The organism is Streptomyces sp. DSM 40868, from assembly GCF_011820545.1.
Classification (GTDB): domain Bacteria; phylum Actinomycetota; class Actinomycetes; order Streptomycetales; family Streptomycetaceae; genus Streptomyces; species Streptomyces eurythermus.
Genome location: NZ_CP050504.1, coordinates 3,624,237 through 3,646,674, shown reverse-complemented (window position 1 = coordinate 3,646,674; position 22,438 = coordinate 3,624,237). Strand labels below are relative to the sequence as shown.

The 22,438-nt window shown below is 71.8% G+C and carries 20 protein-coding genes and 1 other RNA gene; 17 read left to right on the top strand and 4 right to left on the bottom strand.

Annotation, left to right across the window (positions count from 1 at the left end; genetic code table 11):
- Positions 1-30: 30 nt before the first annotated feature.
- Together prfB and HB370_RS16455 are read left to right on the top strand one after the other, a co-directional pair.
- Positions 31-1,137, top strand: coding sequence for a peptide chain release factor 2 (gene prfB / locus HB370_RS16460; RefSeq protein ID WP_030782864.1), 1,107 nt, complete (start codon positions 31-33; stop codon positions 1,135-1,137).
- A gap of 301 nt (positions 1,138-1,438) precedes the next feature.
- Entirely contained in the window at positions 1,439-2,443 is a 1,005-nt protein-coding gene (locus HB370_RS16455; RefSeq protein WP_030782862.1) for a hypothetical protein, read from the top strand.
- 82 nt (positions 2,444-2,525) lie between these two features.
- Here HB370_RS16455 and HB370_RS16450 read toward each other — a convergent pair whose 3' ends face one another.
- On the bottom strand, positions 2,526-2,726 hold the full coding sequence (locus tag HB370_RS16450; RefSeq protein WP_030782860.1) for a hypothetical protein: 201 nt from the start codon (positions 2,724-2,726) through the stop codon (positions 2,526-2,528).
- Between the two features lie 275 nt (positions 2,727-3,001).
- Between HB370_RS16450 and ftsE the strand changes: the two genes are divergently transcribed.
- The 5 genes from ftsE (at position 3,002) to ssrA (ending at position 7,011) form a co-directional block, all read left to right on the top strand.
- Positions 3,002-3,691, top strand: coding sequence for a cell division ATP-binding protein FtsE (ftsE, locus tag HB370_RS16445; protein ID WP_030610589.1), 690 nt, complete (start codon positions 3,002-3,004; stop codon positions 3,689-3,691).
- Between the two features lie 36 nt (positions 3,692-3,727).
- Positions 3,728-4,645, top strand: a complete 918-nt coding sequence (gene ftsX, locus HB370_RS16440; RefSeq protein ID WP_030782857.1) for a permease-like cell division protein FtsX — start codon at positions 3,728-3,730, stop codon at positions 4,643-4,645.
- A 68-nt stretch (positions 4,646-4,713) separates the two neighbouring features.
- Positions 4,714-5,901, top strand: a complete 1,188-nt coding sequence (locus HB370_RS16435; protein ID WP_208974405.1) for a S41 family peptidase — start codon at positions 4,714-4,716, stop codon at positions 5,899-5,901.
- 81 nt (positions 5,902-5,982) lie between these two features.
- Complete coding sequence (gene smpB, locus HB370_RS16430) at positions 5,983-6,525, top strand: SsrA-binding protein SmpB (RefSeq protein WP_030782854.1); 543 nt, start codon at positions 5,983-5,985, stop codon at positions 6,523-6,525.
- Between the two features lie 116 nt (positions 6,526-6,641).
- Positions 6,642-7,011: a transfer-messenger RNA gene (ssrA, locus tag HB370_RS16425) on the top strand.
- Positions 7,012-7,051: 40 nt separating this feature from the next.
- Here the strand turns inward: ssrA and HB370_RS16420 are convergent.
- Positions 7,052-8,302: an MFS transporter gene (locus HB370_RS16420; protein ID WP_208974404.1), complete on the bottom strand. Its 1,251-nt coding sequence runs from the start codon at positions 8,300-8,302 to the stop codon at positions 7,052-7,054.
- A gap of 83 nt (positions 8,303-8,385) precedes the next feature.
- On the opposite strand from HB370_RS16420, the gene HB370_RS16415 reads away from it, so the two are divergent.
- Positions 8,386-9,441, top strand: a complete 1,056-nt coding sequence (locus HB370_RS16415; RefSeq protein ID WP_167345735.1) for a LysR family transcriptional regulator — start codon at positions 8,386-8,388, stop codon at positions 9,439-9,441.
- Here the strand turns inward: HB370_RS16415 and HB370_RS16410 are convergent.
- On the bottom strand, positions 9,356-9,691 hold the full coding sequence (locus HB370_RS16410; protein WP_037701659.1) for a hypothetical protein: 336 nt from the start codon (positions 9,689-9,691) through the stop codon (positions 9,356-9,358). The two genes, HB370_RS16415 and HB370_RS16410, sit on opposite strands and share 86 nt — an antisense overlap.
- Before the next feature lie 407 nt (positions 9,692-10,098).
- On the opposite strand from HB370_RS16410, the gene HB370_RS16405 reads away from it, so the two are divergent.
- From HB370_RS16405 to HB370_RS16370, 8 genes are all read left to right on the top strand, one after another.
- Positions 10,099-11,469 carry a nitrate/nitrite transporter gene (locus tag HB370_RS16405; RefSeq protein WP_030782830.1) on the top strand — a complete coding sequence of 457 codons (1,371 nt, stop codon included), beginning with the start codon at positions 10,099-10,101 and terminating at the stop codon, positions 11,467-11,469.
- A gap of 86 nt (positions 11,470-11,555) precedes the next feature.
- Positions 11,556-12,707, top strand: coding sequence for a uroporphyrinogen-III synthase (locus HB370_RS16400; RefSeq protein WP_030782827.1), 1,152 nt, complete (start codon positions 11,556-11,558; stop codon positions 12,705-12,707).
- Between the two features lie 221 nt (positions 12,708-12,928).
- A complete protein-coding gene (locus tag HB370_RS16395) occupies positions 12,929-13,522 on the top strand; it encodes an ABATE domain-containing protein (protein ID WP_030782825.1) in 594 nt (197 codons plus the stop codon).
- Between the two features lie 230 nt (positions 13,523-13,752).
- Complete coding sequence (locus HB370_RS16390) at positions 13,753-14,364, top strand: sigma-70 family RNA polymerase sigma factor (RefSeq protein WP_030782823.1); 612 nt, start codon at positions 13,753-13,755, stop codon at positions 14,362-14,364.
- Between the two features lie 62 nt (positions 14,365-14,426).
- Positions 14,427-15,194, top strand: a complete 768-nt coding sequence (locus HB370_RS16385) for a zf-HC2 domain-containing protein (protein WP_030782820.1) — start codon at positions 14,427-14,429, stop codon at positions 15,192-15,194.
- Positions 15,195-15,285: 91 nt separating this feature from the next.
- Positions 15,286-17,637: a UvrD-helicase domain-containing protein gene (locus HB370_RS16380; protein WP_030782817.1), complete on the top strand. Its 2,352-nt coding sequence runs from the start codon at positions 15,286-15,288 to the stop codon at positions 17,635-17,637.
- Positions 17,638-18,054: 417 nt separating this feature from the next.
- The gene (locus HB370_RS16375) at positions 18,055-19,470 is read left to right on the top strand and encodes an NAD-dependent malic enzyme (RefSeq protein ID WP_030782814.1); all 1,416 of its coding nucleotides are present in this window, start codon (positions 18,055-18,057) and stop codon (positions 19,468-19,470) included.
- A gap of 323 nt (positions 19,471-19,793) precedes the next feature.
- Positions 19,794-20,075 (top strand): HU family DNA-binding protein, encoded by a 282-nt coding sequence (locus HB370_RS16370; protein WP_023550134.1) that lies wholly within the window; start codon positions 19,794-19,796, stop codon positions 20,073-20,075.
- A 166-nt stretch (positions 20,076-20,241) separates the two neighbouring features.
- Here the strand turns inward: HB370_RS16370 and murA are convergent, their stop codons facing one another.
- Positions 20,242-21,582, bottom strand: a complete 1,341-nt coding sequence (gene murA, locus HB370_RS16365; RefSeq protein ID WP_030782810.1) for a UDP-N-acetylglucosamine 1-carboxyvinyltransferase — start codon at positions 21,580-21,582, stop codon at positions 20,242-20,244.
- Positions 21,583-21,857: 275 nt separating this feature from the next.
- Between murA and HB370_RS16360 the strand changes: the two genes are divergently transcribed.
- Entirely contained in the window at positions 21,858-22,430 is a 573-nt protein-coding gene (locus tag HB370_RS16360) for a YqgE/AlgH family protein (RefSeq protein ID WP_030610520.1), read from the top strand.
- The last annotated feature ends 8 nt before the right edge of the window (positions 22,431-22,438 follow it).

Here is a 22,438-nt window from a genome sequence, read left to right as displayed (position 1 = left end):
ACGCTTGCCACAGCCGTTACGCTGGAAGGCGTGGCAGTCGTCGATGTATCCGAAGAGCTGAAGTCCCTCTCCTCGACCATGGAGTCGATCGAGGCCGTCCTGGACCTCGACAAGCTGAGGGCAGATATCGCCGTGCTTGAGGAGCAGGCGGCGGCCCCGTCCCTGTGGGACAACCCGGACGAGGCGCAGAAGATCACCAGCAAGCTCTCCCACCTCCAGGCCGAGGTCAGGAAGGCGGAGGCGCTGCGCGGCCGGATCGACGACCTCGCGGTCCTCTTCGAGATGGCCGAGGAGGAGGACGACCCGGACACCCGAGCCGAGGCCGAGTCCGAGCTGGCCTCGGTGAAGAAGGCGCTGGACGAGATGGAGGTCCGTACCCTCCTGTCCGGCGAGTACGACTCCCGCGAGGCGCTCGTCAACATCCGCGCCGAGGCCGGCGGCGTCGACGCGGCCGACTTCGCCGAGAAGCTCCAGCGCATGTACCTGCGCTGGGCCGAGCAGCGCGGCTACAAGACGGAGCTGATCGAGACGTCGTACGCCGAAGAGGCCGGCATCAAGTCGACCACCTTCGCCGTGCAGGCGCCGTACGCCTACGGCACCCTCTCCGTCGAGCAGGGCACGCACCGCCTGGTGCGCATCTCGCCGTTCGACAACCAGGGCCGCCGCCAGACGTCCTTCGCGGGCGTCGAGGTGCTGCCGGTCGTCGAGCAGTCCGACCACGTCGAGATCGACGAGTCGGACCTGCGGATCGACGTCTACCGCTCCTCCGGCCCCGGCGGCCAGGGCGTCAACACGACCGACTCCGCCGTCCGCATCACCCACCTGCCCACCGGCATCGTGGTCTCCTGCCAGAACGAGCGGTCGCAGATCCAGAACAAGGCCACCGCGATGAACGTCCTCCAGGCCAAGCTGCTGGAGCGGCGCCGCCAGGAGGAGCAGGCCAAGATGGACGCCCTCAAGGGCGACGGCGGCAACTCCTGGGGCAACCAGATGCGTTCGTACGTGCTGCACCCCTACCAGATGGTCAAGGACCTGCGCACCGAGCACGAGGTGGGCAACCCGGAGGCCGTGTTCAACGGCGAGATCGACGGGTTCCTGGAGGCCGGAATTCGCTGGCGCAAGCAGCAGGAGAAGTAACTTTGTCGACATGACAACTGCCGTCCGATGGGCGGCAGTTGTTCTTTTGTCCGGGTTTTACATCACACTCACAGGCTTCAATTCCCCGTAAACGCCACCCCATCGGACAATGCGCCCGCAACGCCCTTGACGTTGCTTTGAAAAATCGGAAGGGTGGGGCGGCGGCATGCGTACTCGCGGGGCGCATGTGAACCGGGGGATCGAGTTGACGCACTCTTCGTCACCAGCTGCCTCCGTCGATCACGGCACGCCCGCCCATGCGCCGCCTCATTGACGAACAGCTACTGGGGGTAGCAACCATATGACGAAGAAGACGCGGATCCGGGTCGCGCGGATAGCCGCCGGCGCCGTGATCGCGGCCGGTGCCTCGCTGACCGCGGCGGGCGCGGCTTCCGCCCTGGACCTCGATGTCCAGGCGGGTCCGATCAGCCTCGGCGTGAGCGGTGTCGGCGCCGACGGCGGGAACACCGACGGGGGCGGCGGCGACTGCCCGGTCGGCATCTGCACCGACGGCGGTACCGACGGCACGGGCGGTGCCGCGGCTGCGGGTGGCGCTGCGGCCTCGGGTGGTGCTGCGGCCTCCGGTGGCGACGCGGCCACGGGTGGTGCTGCGGCCTCCGGCGGCGACGCGGCCACGGGTGGTGCTGCGGCCTCCGGTGGCGACGCGGCCACGGGCGGCGCTGCGGCCACCGGTGGTGACGCCTCCACCAGCGGTGGCGTGACCATCGGCGGTGTCATCGGCGGCGACAGCGGCAACGGCAACTCCGGTGGCAACGGCAACTCGGGCGGCAACGGCAACTCGGGTGGCAACGGCAACGGCGGCAACAGCGGCACCGACGGCGGGAACGGCAACTCCGGCGGCAACGGCGGCAACGGCGGCAACAGCTCCGGCGGCGACAGCGGCACCAGCGGTTCCGTCGACGGCGGCTCGACCGACGGCGGGTCCACCGACGGCGGCACCGGTTCCACGGGTTCCACGGGTTCCACGGGTTCCACCGGTTCCACCGGTTCCACGGGTTCCACCGGCTCCACCGGCGGTTCCACCGACGGCGGCACCGGCACCGGCGGCAACAACACCACGCCCAACGGCGGCGGCAACAACACCGTCCCGCAGGACGCCGGCTCCTCGGCGCTGACCGACACCGGCTCCGACACCGTGGCCCAGGGCGGTGACAAGCAGCTCGCCGAGACCGGTGCCGGTCAGACCGCGTTCCTGCTCGTCGGCGCCGCGACCATGATCGCCGGCGGTATCGGCTTCCGTATGCTGCCGCGCCTGGTCAACGGCCGGGGCGGCGTCGCGGCCTGAGCGTAACACCGCGCTCACGCACCGCACGCGGCACGCACAAGTAAGGGCCTGGAGCCTCGCGCTCCGGGCCCTTACGGCGTTCTCACGCCGTCTGGTGCGCCAGCAGCGCCACCGCGGCGATCAGCACCGCCAGCAGCGCGATCAGCGCCATCGGGTTCAACCCGTTCAGGCCCCCGAAGAAGCCCTCCTGCTGCAGTCGCTCGCGGTTGGCACGGCACACCGGGCACCGGCCCTCGCTCACGGGCGCCGCGCAGTTCGCGCACACCAACCGGTCGTACGTCATGCGCTCGCCCTCCTTGCACCGGCCATCACATGTACAACGCTCACGGGAACGGGAACGTTCCCCGGCGCTCCCGTCGTCCTTCGTCTTCCTTCTTCCACTGTGCCAGGTTCCCGCGGAGCGTGCGCGGGGCCCGCACGCGGGGGGAGGAGGGGGGTACGGACACCGGGAGGTACAAAAACGTACAAGTCTTGCCCAACCTCAACCTGCGCCTGCGCTTGCGCACCCGGTTCGCGTATGGTCACGCTCATCTACCCCCGGCGACCCGTGGTGCATCCGTGATCCGATTCGACAACGTCTCCAAGGTCTACCCCAAGCAGACCCGCCCCGCACTCAGGGATGTCTCCCTGGAGGTGGAGAAGGGCGAGTTCGTCTTCCTCGTGGGGTCCTCCGGCTCCGGAAAGTCCACCTTCCTGCGGCTCATCCTCCGCGAGGAGCGGTGCAGCCACGGCCAGGTGCACGTGCTCGGCAAGGACCTCGCGCGCCTGTCCAACTGGAAGGTGCCGCAGATGCGCCGCCAGCTGGGCACCGTCTTCCAGGACTTCCGGCTGCTGCCGAACAAGACGGTCGCGGAGAACGTGGCCTTCGCCCAGGAGGTGATCGGCAAGTCCCGCGGCGAGATCCGCAAGTCCGTGCCGCAGGTGCTCGACCTCGTCGGGCTCGGCGGCAAGGAGGACCGCAGGCCCGGCGAGCTGTCCGGCGGTGAACAGCAGCGCGTCGCCATCGCGCGCGCGTTCGTCAACCGGCCCAAGCTGCTCATCGCCGACGAGCCCACCGGCAACCTCGACCCGCAGACCTCCGTCGGCATCATGAAGCTGCTCGACCGGATCAACCGGACGGGCACCACCGTCATCATGGCGACGCACGACCAGAACATCGTGGACCAGATGCGCAAGCGCGTCATCGAGCTGGAGAAGGGCCGCCTCGTCCGCGACCAGGCCCGCGGCGTCTACGGCTACCAGCACTGACCGCACCCAGTTCCCGAAAGGCCTGAAGAAGTAGCCATGCGCGCCCAGTTCGTCCTGTCGGAGATCGGTGTCGGTCTCCGCCGCAACCTGACGATGACCTTCGCCGTCATCGTCTCCGTCGCCCTGTCCCTGGCCCTGTTCGGCGGCTCCCTGCTGATGAGCGACCAGGTCAGCACCATGAAGGGCTACTGGTACGACAAGGTCAACGTCTCGATCTTCCTGTGCAACAAGCACGACGCGGAGAACGACGTGAACTGCGCCAAGGGCGCGGTCACCGAGGACCAGAGGAAGCAGATCCTCGCGGACCTCAAGCAGATGCCGGTCGTCGAGAAGGTGACCTACGAGTCCCAGGACGAGGCGTACAAGCACTACAAGGAGCAGTTCGGCAACTCCCCGCTGGCCGGCTCGCTGACGCCGGACCAGATGCAGGAGTCGTACCGGATCAAGCTCAAGGACCCGCAGAAGTACCAGGTGATCGCGAGCGCGTTCAACGGGCGGGACGGCGTGCAGTCGGTGCAGGACCAGAAGGGCATCCTGGACAACCTCTTCCAGCTGCTGAACCTGATGAACCGGGGCGCGCTCGGCGTGATGGCGATGATGCTGATCGTCGCCCTGCTGCTGATCGTCAACACCGTGCGCGTCTCGGCGTTCAGCCGCCGGCGCGAGACCGGCATCATGCGCCTGGTCGGCGCCTCGGGCTTCTACATCCAGGCGCCGTTCATCGCCGAGGCCGCGGTCGCCGGACTCATCGGCGGCGGCCTGGCCTGCGTGGCCCTCGTGCTCGGCCGGTACTTCACCATCGACCACGGCATGGACCTCTCCCACAAGCTGACCCTCATCAACTTCGTGGGCTGGGACGCGGTGTTGACCAAGCTGCCGCTGATCCTGGCGACCAGCGTGCTGATGCCGTCTCTTGCGGCGTTCTTCGCGCTGCGCAAGTACTTGAAGGTGTGACGCACACCAAGAAGGGCCGTACGGGCAACCGCCCGTGCGGCCCTTCGCGTTGTCCTAGACTCACCGCCATGTCAGGCCGCGATCCCCTCTGTAGTCCCCGCCGCGTCCGCCGCGGCGCCGCCCTGACACTGGTCTTCGCCGGGGTGCTGGGGGCCGGTGCCGCCACCGGCGCCTTCCCGGGGCCCGGCGCCCCCCAGCGCAGAGCCGTCGCCGCACCGGTGGACCCGGCCGGCCGGCCCGAGGCCGTGCGGGAGGCCGCCGCCGCGGCGATGGCCGCCGGCAAGTCCCCGACGGAGGCCGCCGAACGGGCCGTCAGCCGCAGCGGCGACCGCTGGGCCGCGGTGTACTCCGAGGGCGAGTACGAGGAGTTCCAGGACGCGCTCGACGGCCGCTACACCGGCGTCGGCCTGTGGGCGCGGCAGGAACCGGACGGCCGGATCGAGGTCACCCGCGTGCGGCCCGGCTCGCCCGCCGCCGACGCCGGGATCCGGGCCGGCGACCGGCTGCGCAGCGTCGACGGCCATCGCACCGACGGCCGGCCGGTCACCGAGGTGATCGCCCTGCTGCGCGGCGACGCGCGCGGCGACGGCACGGCGGGCGCCGCGGCCGGTACGACGGTCACGCTCGGCCTGGAGCGGGGCACGCGCGCGTGGACGAGGACCCTGCGCCGGGCCAGGCTGTCCACCGACCCCGTGACCGTGCGCCGGCTGCCCGGCGCGGTCACCGCCGTGAAGGTCTCCGCGTTCACCAAGGGCTCCGCCGACGCGGTCCGCGCGGCCCTGCGCGCCGCCCCCGCCGACGGCCGCACCATCCTCGACCTGCGCGGCAACTCCGGCGGCCTGGTCACCGAGGCCGTGGCCACCGCCTCCGCCTTCCTGGACGGCGGCCTGGTCGCCACCTACGACGTCGACGGCGCCCAGCGCGCCCTGCACGCCGACCCGGGCGGCGACACCGCCCGGCCCCTGGTCGTCCTCGTCGACGGCGGCACCATGAGCGCGGCCGAACTGCTCACCGGCGCCCTCCAGGACCGGGGGCGCGCGGTGGTGATCGGGTCGCGCACCTTCGGCAAGGGCTCCGTCCAGATGCCGGTGAAGCTGCCCGACGGCTCGGTGGCCGAGCTGACCGTCGGCCACTACCGCACCCCGTCCGGGCACACCGTCGACGGCCGGGGCATCACCCCCGACCTGGAGGCGGGCCCGGAGCAGGCCCTGTCACGGGCCCGTACGGTGCTCACCGGGCTGGGCGACCCGTCGTAGCCACGCCGCGCACTCCCTCGTAAACGGCTGTACTCACCACCCCTGTGTGGTGCGAAAATGGGCGGCACTATGAGCAAGGGAATGTACGTACCCAAGGAGTCCCAGCCCAAGCAGGGCGGCGGGGCCGCCAAGGCCAGGGACGGCGAGAAGGGCGGCAAGCGCAAGATCGTCGCCCAGAACAAGAAGGCCCGGCACGACTACGCGATCATCGACACCTTCGAGGCCGGGCTCGTGCTCATGGGCACGGAGGTCAAGTCGCTGCGCGAGGGCCGGACCTCGCTGACCGACGGCTTCGTCCAGATCGACCGGGGCGAGGCGTGGCTGCACAACGCCCACATCCCCGAGTATCACCAGGGCAGCTGGACCAACCACTCCGCGCGCCGCAAGCGCAAGCTGCTCCTGCACCGCGCGGAGATCGACAAGCTGGAGTCGAAGTCCCAGGAGACGGGACACACCATCGTGCCCCTCGCCATCTACTTCAAGGACGGCCGGGCGAAGGCGGAGATCGCTCTCGCGCGGGGCAAGAAGGAGTACGACAAGCGGCAGACGCTGCGCGAGCAGCAGGACCGGCGCGAGGCGGCCCGGGCGATCGCGGCGGCGAAGCGCCGGCAGCGCGGCGCCTAGCCGGCCGGCCCACGGGGACCGGCCCTCCGACGGGAATAGGCTGGCATCGGCCCGCGTTGTTCCCGTACGATGGCACCTGCACCTCACAGTGGGTGCGCACCTTGAGAAATCAACATGGGGATGATCGGTTTCGACAGCGGCTGTCGAAGCAGGGGAAGCGTGTCGAGGAAGCGGCAATGATCTCGTAAACCATATGTCGCAAAAAATAATCGCCAACACCAAGCGCGATTCCTTCGCCCTCGCTGCCTAAGTAGCGACTTGCGAAGTGTCAGCCCGGGGCTGTTCCCGACCCGGATCCTGGCATCAGCTAGGGAACTAAACCTCTAGACCCGGTCACGGGGTGTAGAGGGAAATCAAACAGTGACTGAGCCCGTCGGAGACTTGTCCGCGTGATCTCCGGGGCCGAGAAAATCGCAGCGGACTGCACACGGAGAAGCCCTGATTCCGCACCGTTGGACGCGGGTTCGATTCCCGCCATCTCCACGAGGCCCCTCAGGGGGCCGACCCCATGTGGGCCAAGGCCCCGTCACCCCTGGTGGCGGGGCCTTCGCCATGCCCCCTCCCGTCCGCCCGCCCCGCCGACGAGCAGGGCCAGGACGGCCGCCGCGGCCGGTACGGCGAACGCGGTGACGGGGGAGAGGCGCTCGGCCGCCCAGCCGCCCGTCGCCGAGCCGCAGGCGATCCCGGCGAGCAGTCCGGTCACCATCAGGCTCATGCCCTCGTTCAGCCGGTCGGCCGGGGTGCGCCGCTGCACCAGCGCCATCGCCGTGACCATGGTCGGCGCGGTCGCCATGCCCGCGACCAGCAGCGCGCCGGCGAGCACCACGAGCGACCCGGTGCCGGCCGCCGCCCAGGGCAGCGTCATCAAGGCGGCCATCGCCGCCAGGCACCGCACGAGCCGGGGCCCGGCCGGACCGGACGTCCCGTACGCCCCGTAGGCCAGCCCGGCCGCGCACGAGCCCGCCGCCTGGAGCGCGAGCACCGCCCCCGCCGCCGCGCGATGTCCCTGCGCGTCGGCGTAGGCGATCGTGACGACCTCCATGGAACCGAACACGGCTCCGGTCGCGGTGAAACAGACCAGCAGTGCCGGGATGCCAGGACTGCGCAGCGGTGACGGCGCCTGGGACCGGGCCGTCGGCGGCGGCTCGGTCGCCCGCTGGGCGGTGAACAGCAGCATCCCGGCGAGCAGCAGCACCGCCCCCGTGAGCGTGCCCGCCTCCGGGAAGAACGTCCCGGTCAGGAAGGAGGCGAGGACCGGCCCGAGCATGAAGCACAGCTCGTCCGCGGCCTGCTCGAACGCGTTCGCCGTGTGCAGCGCGCCGGGATCGTCCCGCAGCAGATGGGCCCAGCGGGCGCGGGAGAGACCGCCGGTGTTCGGGGTGGTCGCGGTGGCGGCGTAGGCGGCGAAGAGGGTCCAGTCGGGGGCGTCGTGGTGGACGCACAGCAGCAGCGCGAGGCTGCCGAGCACGGAGACGACCGTGGCCGGCAGCGCGATCCGGGCCTGCCCGTGCCGGTCCACCAGCCGGGCGACGAAGGGCCCGGCCACCGCGGTCGCCGCGAGCCCGGTCGCGGTGACCGCACCGGCGAGGGCGTACGAGCCCCGGGAACCGGCGATCATCACGACCGCGCTCACGCTGAACATGCCCATGGGAAGGCGGGCGAGGAGATTGCCGGCGGTGAAGGCACGGGCGCCGGGGAGCGCGAACAGCCGCCGGTAGGCGGAGAGTCGGGTCGTTCTCTTCCGTACCGGGCGGTCCCGGGAGGTCGGTTGAGGCATGCCCCCACGGTCGCCCGGGGCGGATCACCGGGTCCAACACCTGTACGACGCCGATTGACGCACCCGCGTTGTAGATTCGCTCCGTGCCCGCATCCCTGGACCCGCGCCTGCTGCGCGCCTTCGTCGCCGTGGCGGAGGACCTGCACTTCACCCGGGCCGCGGCCCGCCTCTACGTCGCCCAGCAGGCGCTCAGCCGCGATGTACGGCGCCTGGAGCGGGAGTTGGGCGCGGAGCTGTTCGTCCGCACCACCCGGCAGGTCACCCTCACCCCCGACGGCGAGCGCCTGCTGCCGCACGCGCGCCGGGTGCTCGCCGCCCAGGACGACCTGCTCGCCGCGTTCGCGGCCGGGCAGGCCCGCCCCCTGCTGGTCGACCTGAACTCGCCGGGCCTGGCCACCGGCCGCCGGGTGCTGTATCGGGCCCGCGAACTCGCCCCCGACTGCGAGCTGATGGCCCGCTACGAGAGCGGGCTCACCGGAGCCGCCGCCGATCTGCTGGCCGGCCGCCTGGACGTCTCCTTCGGCCGCTTCGCCGGACTCGACCCGGCGCTCCGCTCCGGCCTCGCGCAGCAGCCGGTGCGGTACGAGCCGATGGCCGTCGTCCTGCCCGAGGACCATCCGCTGGCATCCCTGCCCGAGGTCCCGGTGTCCGCGCTCGCCGGGGAGACGGTGTACGCCGGCGCGGGCAACCCGCGCACCCGGGAGTGGACCGACCTGGCCCTGCGCCTGTTCGAGGGCCGGGGCATCCGGCTCGCGCCGCCGCTGCCGATGGCCGTCGGCGACGAGGAGTTCGCCCGCGTCATGGCGAAGACCGGGAACCCGGTCCTGGCGGTGGTGGACTTCCCGCCCATGCCCGGCGCGGTCCGCCGGCCCCTCGTGGCCCCCGTCCCGCTGTCCCCCGTCTCCCTGGTCTGGCGCAAGGGCCTGGTCCACCCCGGCCTGACGGCCCTGAGACACGCGGCGCGGCGGACCGCCCGGTCGGAGGGCTGGCTGCGCCGCCCGGCCGACGCGTGGCTCCCGGCGGAGGACGAGGAGACCATGGAGGCGGCCGGCATCACGCCGGATGGGCGACCGCGTCCCGCTGCAACTGGACGGCCGCGAGCAGGCTCAGGTCCGGCTCGGCCTGGCGCAGCGCCTTGATCGCGGCGACCGAGCCGACGTCCCCGGCGAACCCGACCCCGGCGAGCCGCTTGCGTACCCACGCGGCCCGCAACGGCCCCTCGTCCGCCCCGGCGACACCCCCGACCACGGCGAGGGCCCGCTCCAGCCCGGCCCGCTCCCGCTCCGGGGCCCCGTCCAGCACCTCCCGCAACGCCTCCAGCACGACGTCCGAGTCCCGGATGACGAGCACACAGTCCTGCTTCTTGCCGAATCCCACGAGTCCCTTCACATGGATCATGGTGAATCGCCCGGCCCGCCCCCTCCAAACCACTTGAGCAGATCCAGAGGGTCGGCCCGATCTCCGCGACGCCGGGCAGGGACAGCTGCCGATGGCGTGGTCGGGGGAGCAGGTCACGACGGCCAGGGACAGGGAGGCCGGGCGCTCCGGACAGGCGCCGAGGGATACGTCACCGCCGGAGCGCAGCCGTTCGGCGGCGGACCCGTGTGGTTCGAGGTGGGCGGGAACCGCAAGGACAGGTCTGGCCCCCTCACCGGCCACCCCCCGCCCGAGTGAGAGCAACGTTCCCTTCCGGTCACCCGCTGCCACAGTGCGGAAACGCGTCCTTTCTACCTTCGGACCGAGTCAACCGAGTCAGTGGTCGGCAGACCGAGCAGCCGGAGCATCGTGGAGGCGTGATGACAGCCCCAGCCCCAACCCGTCGTGGCCGCTGGATCGAGCGCTGGGATCCGGAGGACGAGGCGTTCTGGAACGCGACCGGAGAGCGGATCGCCCGCCGGAACCTGTGGTTCTCCATGCTGTCGGAGCACATCGGGTTCTCGGTGTGGACCCTGTGGTCCGTGCTGGTGCTGTTCATGGGCCCCGAGTACGGGCTGACCCCCGCCGACAAGTTCCTGCTGACCTCGGTGGTGACGCTGGTCGGCGCGGTCGTCCGGGTGCCGTACACCTTCGCCGTGGCCGTCTTCGGCGGCCGGAACTGGACGGTGATCTCGGCGAGTCTGCTGCTCGTCCCGACCATCGCCGCGTTCACGGTGATGAAGCCGGGCACGTCCTTCTCCACCTTCCTCCTGGTGGGCCTGCTGGCCGGTATCGGCGGTGGCAACTTCGCCTCCTCCATGACCAACATCAACGCCTTCTTCCCCCTGCGGAAGAAGGGGTGGGCGCTCGGGCTCAACGCGGGCGGCGGCAACATCGGCGTCCCCGTCATCCAGCTCATCGCGCTCGCCATCATCGGCGCGAGCGGCGGTCCGCGCGTACTGCTCGGCATCTACATCCCGCTGATCGTCGTGGCCGCCGTGCTCGCCGCGCTGTTCATGGACAACCTGGCCTCGGTGAAGAACGACACCGGCGCGGCCAAGGACGCGGCCCGCGACGGCCACACCTGGATCATGGCCTTCCTCTACGTCGGCACCTTCGGCTCCTTCATCGGCTACAGCTTCGCCTTCGGCCAGGTGCTGACGAACCAGTTCGGCCGGACCCCGCTCCAGGCGGCCTACCTCACCTTCATCGGCCCGCTGCTCGGCTCCCTGATCCGCCCGGTCGGCGGCTGGCTCGCCGACCGCTACGGCGGCGCCCGCATCACCCTGTGGAACTACGTGGGCATGGCCGCCGCCACCGCCGTACTGATCGGGGCCGGCATGCGCAAGTCGCTGCCGCTGTTCGTGTCCGTCTTCGTCGTGCTGTTCGTGCTCAGCGGCCTCGGCAACGGATCGACGTACAAGATGATCCCCGGCATCTTCCAGGCCAAGGCCCTGGCCCGGGGGCTCGAGGGCGAGGCGGCCGTCGCCCACGGCCGGCGGCTGTCCGGCGCGGCCATGGGGCTGATCGGCGCGGTCGGCGCGCTCGGCGGGGTCGGCATCAACCTGGCCTTCCGCCAGTCCTTCCTCTCCTACGGTTCCGGGACCGGCGCCTTCGTCGCGTTCCTCGGCTTCTACGCTGTCTGCTTCGTGGTCACCTGGGCCGTATACCTTCGCCGTCCGATCGGGAGGATTCCGGCCAAGGCGTCCGCATCCGAGGAGAAGGCCCAGCTCAGCTATGCCGAGGTGTGACGTAACACCGGCGACATCGAGCCGAACCGAGCCTGTCACGCAGTGTTGACAGGCTCGTCCGGCGCGCCGGTCAGCTAGGAGAGCCCATGTACGACGAAGAGCAGCAACCCGAGCACGGACCCCTCGCCGGGTTCACCGTGGGCGTCACCGCCGCGCGCCGGGCCGAGGAACTGGGCGCCCTGCTCCAGCGGCGCGGCGCCACCGTCCTGCACGCCCCCGCGCTGCGGATCGTGCCGCTCGCCGACGACAGCGAACTGCTCGCCGCCACGAAGGAGATCATCGACCGGGTACCGGACGTCGTCGTGGCCACGACCGCCATCGGCTTCCGGGGCTGGGTCGAGGCCGCGGACGGCTGGGGACTCGGCGAACAGCTGGTGGGCCGGCTGCGCGGGGTACGGCTGCTGGCCCGCGGCCCGAAGGTCAAGGGCGCGATCCGGGCGGCGGGCCTCACCGAGGAGTGGTCGCCGTCCTCGGAGTCCCTGGCCGAGGTGCTCGACCGGCTCCTGGAGGAGGGCGTCGACGGCAGCCGCGTCGCCGTACAGCTGCACGGCGAGCCCCTTCCCGGCTTCGTGGAGGCGCTGCGGGCCGCCGGGGCGGAGGTGCTCCCGGTGCCCGTGTACCGCTGGATGCCCCCGGAGGACACCGGCCCGCTGGACCGCCTGCTGGACACGGCCGTCGGCCGCGGCCTGGACGCCCTCACCTTCACCAGCGCCCCCGCCGCCGCCTCCCTGCTCTCCCGCGCGGAGGAGCGCGGCCTGCTGGGCGAGCTGCTGTCGGCGCTGGCCCACGACGTCCTGCCCGCCTGCGTCGGCCCGGTCACCGCGCTGCCCCTCCAGGCCCACGGGGTGGACACGGTCCAGCCGGAACGCTTCCGCCTCGGCCCCCTGGTGCAGCTGCTCTGCCAGGAACTCCCGGCCCGCGCCCGCGCGTTGCCCGTCGCCGGGCACCGGGTGGAGATCCGTGGCCACGCGGTCCTGGTCGACGGCGCGCTCAAGCCGGTCCCGCCGGCCGGCATGTCCCTGCTGCGCGCCCTGGCCCGCCGCCCCGGCTGGGTGGTCCCCCGCGCGGACCTGCTCAAGGCCCTGCCCGGCGCGGGCCGCGACGAACACGCCGTGGAAACGGCGATGGCCCGCCTGCGCACGGCCCTCGGCGCGCCGAAGCTGATCCAGACGGTGGTGAAACGGGGCTACCGGCTGGCCCTCGACCCGGCGGCGGACACCAAGTACGCGGACGCGTAGGGCGATCGGCCTCACCACACCGCCTTCGGGGCCCGGCGCGGAGTTCCACCAGGGGGTGCGGAGCCCTGGACCGTGGCGGGCGCCCCGTTCCCCGCGCGAGGGCTTCCGGCCCCACCCCCCGCCAGGCACTGTGGAGAAGGCGGGACGCGATGGTCCCGTATGCCGTCCGCGCGCGGGGGCGTACGCCTGTGCGCGGTTTCTGCCTAGGCGGTGACTGGCACATGGCACTCGGTGGAGGCACGCCCGCGTACCCGCTGCGGTTCGATGCCGGACGGGTGTGCCTGGACCTGCTCGCCACCCGGCATCCGGGCGAACGCCTGGACGGGGTGGGCGCGTTGTGCGCGTGGATCACCGGTGCCGGGCTGGTGCCGGACGGGACGCCGCTCGGGCACGCGGACGTCTCCTGGCCGGTCGCCTTCCGGGAACTGCGGGACGATGTCGGGCACTTGGTGCGCGCGCTGCTGCGTGGTGAGGCGGCCGGGTACGGGGGTGCGCTCGCCCGGGTCAACGGCGCCGCCCGGGCCGTGCCGCCCGCGCCCGTCGCCGTACCCGGGGACGACGGGTGCCTGGTGCGGGAGTTGGCGGGGCCGCCCGGGTGTGCCGGGCTGCTCGCCGTCGTCGCCCGGGACGCCGTGGAGCTGCTCACCGATCCCGCCGCGCGTGCCTCGCTGCGGCAGTGCGCGGGGGAGGACTGCCCCCTCGTGTACCTCGACACCTCCCGGGGGCGGCGCCGGCGCTGGTGCTCCAGCGAGGTGTGCGGCAACCGGGAACGGGTCGCCCGCCACCGGCGGCGGACCGCGCCCGCCCGCGCCTGACGCACGAACACCGGGCCGGTCCCCGGCACAGGGCCACCCGATGCCGGGACACGCACGGCCACCGCGCCCGGCCGTGTCGCCCGGGTGAAGATCCCGAGGTGGAAATGTGCGGGCATGTCCCGTTCGGCGGCTCGCCGTTGGGAAATCCGCGCCTCCGGTTTGAACACCCCGCCGCCCCGCTGCGTACGGGTGGGCGAGCGACCGACTGGGGGAACCCCCGGACACCGGAGGTGGGCGTGCGCAAGGATGCGGCCGTGGCCAAGGACCGTGGAACGAGGGCCCGACATCGCATGTCCGCACACCCCGCGGAACCCCGCGTGCCCGCACCGTCCGCGGAGCCGGACGAGGAGCTGGTGCGCGCGCTGTACCGGGAGCACGCCGGTCCGCTGCTCGCCTACGTCCTGCGGCTGGTCGCCGGTGACCGGCAGCGCGCCGAGGACGTCGTGCAGGAAACGCTCATCCGTGCCTGGAAGAACGCCGGTCAGCTCAATCGGGCGACCGGTTCGGTACGCCCCTGGCTGGTGACGGTCGCGCGCCGCATCGTCATCGACGGCCACCGCAGCCGGCAGGCCCGGCCGCAGGAGGTCGATCCGTCGCCGCTGGAGGTCATCCCCGCGGAGGACGAGATCGACAAGGCGCTGTGGCTGATGACGCTGTCGGACGCGCTCGACGACCTGACCCCGGCCCACCGGGAGGTCCTCGTCGAGACGTACTTCAAGGGGCGTACCGTCAATGAGGCGGCCCAGACCCTGGGCATACCCAGCGGAACCGTCCGGTCCAGGGTGTTCTACGCCCTGCGGTCGATGAAGCTGGCACTGGAGGAGCGGGGGGTGACGGCGTGATGAGCAGCGGGTACGCGGGAGAGCGGGGATTCGGACCGGGTGGTCCGGGTATGTCTGGGCCCATGAACCCCAGCCAGGGATCCTCGCCGCCGAGCGAACACGAGACCGTGGGCGCCTACGCCCTCGGGATCCTCGACGACGCCGAGGCAACCGCTTTCGAGGCGCACCTCGCCGGCTGCGAGTGGTGCGCCCGGCAACTGGACGAGCTGGCCGGGATGGAGCCGATGCTCGCCGCGCTGGCCGACCTCCCGGGCTCCGGCGGTACGCCCGCGATCGGCGAGTCGCTGGCCGCCCGGCCCGGCCCCCGGCTGGTGGAGAAGCTGGTGGACGAGGTCGCCGAGCAGCGCGCCCGCAAGCGCCGCCGCGGTTTCTACATGATCGCCGCCGCGGCGGCGCTGGTCGTCGCGGGCCCGCTGGCCGCGGTCGCGGCCGGCGGCGGCTCGGACGACAGCGGGCAGGTCGCCGCGCCGCCGGCCCAGTCCGCGTTCCGCACCATGTCCGACCGGAAGTCCGCCACGGACGCCTCGACGCACGTCAGCGCGACCGTCGCCCTGACCGGCAAGGACTGGGGCACCCAGGCGGTGCTGGAGCTGAAGAACGTCAAGGGGCCGCTGAAGTGCTCCCTGGTGCTCGTCGCCAAGAACGGCCAGCGCGTGACCATGTCGTCGTGGACGGTGCCCGACCGGGGGTACGGCCTCCCGGACGCGGAGAGCGAGAACGCGAAGAAACCGCTCTACATCGGCGGGGCGGCGGCCTTCCGGCCCGACGAGATCGACCACTTCGAGGTGGTGACGTTCGAGGGGAGGAAGCTGGTGGAGGTCGACGCGTAGCCCGGGCGCGCCCCGGGTGACCGCCCCGTAGCTTTGACCGGCCCCCTTCGCGTACGGTTGACGGCTGCCCAGCACGTCAGAAGGGGGCCAGGTGGCCGCTCAGGTTCAGCAGTCCGCGGTCGGCTCGGTACACGAGGGACACGATTCCGTCCGTGACCGGGAGATCAGCGTCGAACAGGAACACCTGGACCGGGTGTACCGGCGGCTCGAGGAGAAGATCCACGAGGCCGAGTTCCTGATGCACGACGCGGCCCAGCGCGGCCAGGTCGGCACCCCGGGCGCGCTCGCCGAACGGGACGCCCAGGTCTTCCGGGCCGGTGTCCATCTCAACCGGCTGAACAACGAGTTCGAGGACTTCCTGTTCGGCCGGATCGACCTGCTGCTCGGCAAGGACGGCAAGAAGGGGCCCGACGGCGCCTACACGGCCGTCGAGCCCGCCGAGGGCGCCGTGCGCGAGGACAACACCGCCGACATCGCCGAAACGCTGCACATCGGCCGTATCGGCGTCCTCGACGAGGACTACTCCCCGCTGGTCATCGACTGGCGGGCGCCGGCCGCCGCGCCCTTCTACCGGGCCACGCCGGTGGAACCGGGACGGGTGGTGCGGCGCCGGGTCATCCGCTCCAAGGGGCGCCGGGTGCTCGGCGTCGAGGACGACCTGATGCGGCCGGAGCTGACCGCCTACCTGGACGGCCGGGAGCTGCCCGTCATCGGCGACGGCGCCCTGATGGCCGCCCTCGGCCAGGCCCGTGGCCACACGATGCGGGACATCGTCTCCTCCATCCAGGCCGAGCAGGACCTGGTCATCCGGGCCCCCGCCGCCTCCATCACCTACGTGGAGGGCGGACCGGGCACCGGGAAGACCGCCGTCGCCCTGCACCGCGCCGCCTACCTGCTCTACCAGGACCGCAGACGCTACGCGGGCGGCATCCTGATCGTCTCCCCGACCCCGCTGCTGGTCGCCTACACCGAGGGCGTGCTGCCCTCGCTCGGCGAGGAGGGCCAGGTCGCCATCCGCGCCATCGGCTCCCTGGTCGACGGCGCGGAGGCCACCGTCTACGACTCCCCGTCCGTGGCCCGCGCCAAGGGCTCCTCCCGGATGCTGAAGGTGCTGCGCAAGGCCGCCCGGGGCGCCCTGGAGCTGGGCCCGGCAGCCCCGGCCGACGCCGAGGACGACGAGGGCCGGCCCGGCGACGGTCCGCCCTCCAGGCTGCGCGTCGTGGCCTTCGGGCGCCGGCTCGAACTGGAGGCCGACGAGCTGGAACGTATCCGCCGTACCGCGCTCACCGGCACCGCCCCGGTCAACCTGCTCCGCCCGCGCGCCCGCAAGCTGCTGCTGGACGCCCTGTGGGCCCGCTCCGGCGCCGCCGGCCGGCACACCGACCCGGAGCTGGCCGCCGAGCTGCGCTCCTCCTTCGACGAGGACGTCACGAGCGAGGACTCCTTCCTGGCGTTCCTCGACGCCTGGTGGCCCGAGCTGACCCCGAAGGCCGTGCTCGCCGCGATGGCCGACGAGAAGCGGCTCGGCCGCTGGGCCCGCCGCGTGCTCAACCCCGGCGAGGTCCGCAAGGTCGCCCGCTCGCTCAGGCGGGACGGCCTGTCCGTGCACGACATCGCCCTGCTCGACGAGCTCCAGGCGATCCTCGGCGCCCCGGCCCGCCCCCGGAAGAAGCGCGAACTCGATCCGCTGGACCAGCTCACCGGCCTGGAGGAGCTGATGCCGGTGCGCGAGGAGACCCAGCGCGAGCGGGCCGAGCGGCTGGCGCAGGAGCGCACCGAGTACGCGCACGTCATCGTGGACGAGGCGCAGGACCTGACGCCGATGCAGTGGCGCATGGTCGGCCGCCGCGGCCGGCAGGCCACCTGGACGGTCGTCGGGGACCCGGCGCAGTCCTCCTGGTCCGACCCGGACGAGGCGGCCGAGGCCCGCGACGAGGCGCTGGGCACCCGGCCCCGGCGCCGCTTCCAGCTCACCGTGAACTACCGCAACCCGGCCGAGATCGCCGAGCTGGCCGCGAAGGTGCTCGCGCTCGCCATGCCCGGCGCCGAGTCACCCACCGCCGTGCGGTCGACCGGGGTGCGGCCGCGCTTCACCGTCGTGGCGGACTCCCTGGAGCGGACGGTGCGCGCGGAGGCCGAGCGGCTGCTGGGCCTGGTGGACGGCACGGTCGGCGTGGTGGTGGCGATGGGCCGGCGCGAGGAGGCCCGGCGCTGGCTGGCCGGGCTGGGCGACCGGGTGGTGGCCCTCGGCAGCCTGGAGGCCAAGGGGCTGGAGTACGACGCGACGGTCGTCGTCTCCCCCGCGGAGATCGCCGACGAGTCCCCGGCCGGCCTGCGGGTGCTGTACGTGGCGCTGACCCGGGCCACCCAGCAGCTGACGGTGGTCTCGGGCCAGCGGGACGAGCCGGACGCGGCCGGGGTGCCGGACCTGCTCAGGGACTGACGGGCGGGGGAGCGGTCCCGCTCGGGGACCGATTTGAAGCAATCCCGCGCAGGGGGAATGGCCCTGGGCGAGGGTTTGTTAGCCTTGGTGTGGCACCGGCCCGATCCAAGCCCCCGGGCCCAACCTTCGTCGCTACGAGCGACCACTTGCCGCGAGGCGAGCATGGCGGGTCGGTGTCACAAGCGTGGGAGGCCCACGTCACGGATGTGACGTGGGCCTCTTTCTTTGCCCCGGTGGCCTCTTTCCACGTCCGATCATTTCTCGTATGGTGGAAGTAGTTTTCCGAAACCACGATCCCGCAGGGAACGTCGCGTGAACAAAACGTCCGCAACCCAGGGCGACTACCACGTACTGAGTGGTAGGTGCGACGATCGGACGGCACAACTCGCGACACGGTGAAAGCAGAGGAAGTCGGCCATGGCAACGGCGCCCAGCGTCTCCTACTCGATGACGATCCGGCTGGAGGTGCCCGCGAGCGGAACGGCCGTCTCGCAGCTCACCACCGCCGTGGAGTCCTCCGGAGGCTCGGTGACCGGCCTCGACGTCACCGCGTCCGGCCACGAGAAGCTCCGTATCGACGTCACCATCGCGGCCACCTCCACGGCCCACGCCGAGGAGATCGTCGAGAAGCTGCGCGGCATCGAGGGCGTCACGCTCGGGAAGGTCTCCGACCGTACGTTCCTGATGCACCTCGGCGGCAAGATCGAGATGGCGTCGAAGCACCCCATCCGCAACCGTGACGACCTCTCCATGGTCTACACGCCCGGCGTGGCCCGCGTCTGCATGGCCATCGCCGAGAACCCCGAGGACGCCCGCCGCCTCACCATCAAGCGCAACTCCGTTGCGGTCGTGACGGACGGCTCCGCCGTGCTGGGCCTCGGCAACATCGGCCCCAAGGCCGCGCTGCCCGTCATGGAGGGCAAGGCGGCCCTCTTCAAGCGGTTCGCCGGTATCGACGCCTGGCCGATCTGCCTGGACACCCAGGACACCGACGCGATCGTGGAGATCGTCAAGGCGATCGCCCCGGGCTTCGCCGGCATCAACCTGGAGGACATCTCCGCGCCGCGCTGCTTCGAGATCGAGGCCCGGCTGCGCGAGGCCCTGGACATCCCGGTCTTCCACGACGACCAGCACGGCACCGCCATCGTCGTGCTCGCCGCCCTGACCAACGCGCTGCGCGTGACGGACAAGGCGATCCAGAACATCCGGGTCGTCATGTCCGGCGCCGGCGCGGCCGGTACGGCCATCCTCAAGCTGCTGCTGGCGGCCGGCGTGAAGAACGCCGTCGTCGCGGACATCCACGGTGTCGTGCACGCCGGCCGCGAGGACCTGGTGAACGCCCCGGCCGACTCGCCGCTGCGCTGGATCGCCGACAACACCAACCCCGAGGGCCTCACCGGCACCCTGAAGGAGGCCGTGCGCGGCGCCGACGTCTTCATCGGCGTCTCCGCCCCGAACGTCCTGGACGGCTCCGACGTGGCCGCCATGGCCGAGGGTGCCATCGTGTTCGCGCTCGCGAACCCCGACCCCGAGGTGGACCCGGCGATCGCCCGGCAGACGGCGGCCGTCGTGGCCACCGGCCGCTCCGACTTCCCGAACCAGATCAACAACGTGCTGGTCTTCCCGGGCGTCTTCCGCGGCCTGCTGGACGCGCAGTCCCGCACCGTCAACACCGAGATGATGCTCGCCGCCGCCAAGGCCCTGGCCGACGTGGTCAGCGAGGACGAGCTGAACCCGAACTACATCGTCCCCAGCGTCTTCAACGACAAGGTCGCGGGCGCCGTGGCCGGGGCGGTCCGGGAGGCCGCCAAGGCGGCCGGCGCGACGGCCTGACCACGGCGTGTCGTACGGTGCGGGGGGCTGTGAGCATCACCACGGCGGCCCCCGCACCGGCGCGTCGTGGAACCACCGGATGCCGGGCGCACTCTAGGGTGACGGCCGAGCGGGCGCTCTTCGTGTGACTCCCCAGGGTGTTCTCACGACTCCTACGGGTGCCGGATTGGCTTTCCCGCCGCAGGTAGGGGCAGGATGCTCCCCCAGGGACCATGTCCCTCCGGGGGCACCCCCAAGGGCGCGAGCGCATCGGCATCGCAGTGCCTCGGGCGGCACCGCCGCGTGGCACACCCCAACGGCAAGAAAAATACGGGAGTAACAACATGAACCGCAGTGAGCTGGTGGCCGCGCTGGCCGACCGCGCCGAGGTGACCCGCAAGGACGCCGACGCCGTGCTGGCCGCGTTCGCCGAGACCGTCGGCGAGATCGTCGCCAAGGGCGACGAGAAGGTCACCATCCCTGGCTTCCTGACCTTCGAGCGCACCCACCGTGCCGCTCGCACCGCGCGCAACCCGCAGACCGGCGAGCCCATCAACATCCCGGCCGGCTACAGCGTGAAGGTCACCGCGGGCAGCAAGCTCAAGGAAGCCGCCAAGGGCAAGTAAGCGCTCCGCTGCGAGCGCCGTCTCAATTGAGCGCCGCGGGTGACTGCCGGTCCGGTGTGGCCGGTCGCGCAGTTCCCCGCGCCCCTTTGGGGCGCGGCCCAGCCGAGAACGTCAAAGGGGCGGCCCTCCTTCACAGGAGGGCCGCCCCTTCGTCGTACCCGGATCGTCAGCCGAGCGCCTTGCCCGGGAGTTCGACCTTCGCGCCGAGTTCGACGAGCTTGTCCATGAAGTTCTCGTAGCCGCGGTTGATCAGCTCGATGCCGTGGACGCGGGAGGTGCCCTCGGCGGCGAGGGCCGCGATGAGGTACGAGAAGCCGCCGCGCAGGTCGGGGATGACCAGATCGGAGCCCTGGAGCCTGGTCGGGCCGGAGACGACCGCGGAGTGCAGGAAGTTGCGCGCGCCGAAGCGGCAGGCGGAGCCGCCCAGGCACTCGCGGTAGAGCTGGATGTGCGCGCCCATCTGGTTCAGCGCGGAGGTGAAGCCGAGCCGGGACTCGTAGACCGTCTCGTGGATGATGGACAGGCCCGTGGCCTGGGTCAGGGCCACCACCAGCGGCTGCTGCCAGTCCGTCTGGAAACCGGGGTGCACGTCCGTCTCCAGGGCGATGGACTTCAACTGCCCGCCGGGGTGCCAGAAACGGATGCCCTCGTCGTCGATCTCGAAGGCGCCGCCCACCTTGCGGTAGGTGTTCAGGAACGTCATCATCGAGCGCTGCTGGGCGCCGCGGACGTAGATGTCGCCGTTGGTCGCGAGCGCCGCCGAGGCCCAGGAGGCGGCCTCCAGGCGGTCCGGCAGGGCGCGGTGGGTGTAGCCGGACAGCTTGTCCACACCGGTGATGCGGATCGTGCGGTCGGTGTCCATCGCGATGATCGCGCCCATCTTCTGCAGCACGCAGATGAGGTCCTCGATCTCCGGCTCGACGGCCGCGTTGGACAACTCGGTGACGCCTTCGGCCAGTACGGCCGTCAGCAGCACCTGCTCGGTCGCGCCGACGGACGGGTAGGGCAGCCGTATCTTCGTGCCGCGCAGCCGCTGCGGAGCCTCCAGGTACTGCCCGTCGGCCCGCTTCTCGATCGTCGCGCCGAACTGCCGCAGCACGTCGAAGTGGAAGTCGATGGGCCGGCCGCCGATGTCACAGCCGCCGAGACCGGGGATGAACGCGTGGCCGAGACGGTGCAGCAGCGGGCCGCAGAAGAGGATCGGGATGCGGCTGGAACCCGCGTGGGCGTCGATGTCGGCGACGTTGGCGCTCTCCACACGCGTCGGGTCCAGCACCAGTTCGCCCGGCTCCTCGCCCGGACGGACCGTCACCCCGTGCAGCTGGAGCAGGCCGCGCACCACGCGCACGTCACGGATGTCCGGAACGTTGCGCAGTCGGCTCGGCTCGCTGCCCAGCAGGGCGGCGACCATGGCCTTCGGCACGAGGTTCTTCGCACCGCGGACACGGATCTCGCCCTCCAGCGGGGTTCCGCCGTGGACAAGCAGGACATCGTCGTTGACGGTCATGAATCTCGCGTTCCGATGAGTTGGTCAGGGGCCGGCCGATCACTGTGCGCAGGGGCCGGGAAGACAGGGTAATCGCCGATTACCCCCCTCCCGTAAGCCCAGTACCCGGCCAGACCGTCATAGCTGTGTCACAACACGAACCGTTCCCTTTCGGGCACATGGGGTCACCGGTGGCCCGGGTGTGCGCCGGGGGCGTGTCCCGGTCCCGACCTGCTTCACCTCCGTGCCCCCGATTGGCTCCCCACACCCGGGGAAGATGCGGGATCATGTCTGGCATGACCGAGGTGTCCTCGCTCACAGGGCGGCTGCTCGTGGCCACTCCCGCCCTGGCGGACCCGAACTTCGACCGTGCGGTGGTGCTCCTCCTCGACCACGACGAGGAGGGTTCCCTCGGTGTCGTCCTGAACCGTCCCACCCCCGTGGTCGTCGGCGACATCCTGGAGGGCTGGGCCGACCTGGCCGGCGAGCCCGGTGTGGTCTTCCAGGGCGGCCCGGTGTCGCTGGACTCGGCGCTGGGCGTGGCGGTCATCCCGGGCGGCGCCGACGGCGACCGGGCGCCGCTGGGCTGGCGGCGGGTCTACGGCGCGATCGGCCTGGTCGACCTGGAGGCGCCGCCGGAGCTGCTCGCCTCGGCCGTGGGCAGCCTGCGGATCTTCGCCGGGTACGCGGGCTGGGGCCCCGGCCAGCTGGAGGACGAGCTGGTGGAGGGCGCCTGGTACGTCGTGGAGTCCGAGCCGGGCGACGTGTCCTCGCCGGCCCCGGAGCGGCTGTGGCGCGAGGTGCTGCGCCGCCAGCGCAGCGAGCTGGCGATGGTGGCCACGTATCCGGACGACCCTTCGCTCAACTGATGCGTGTG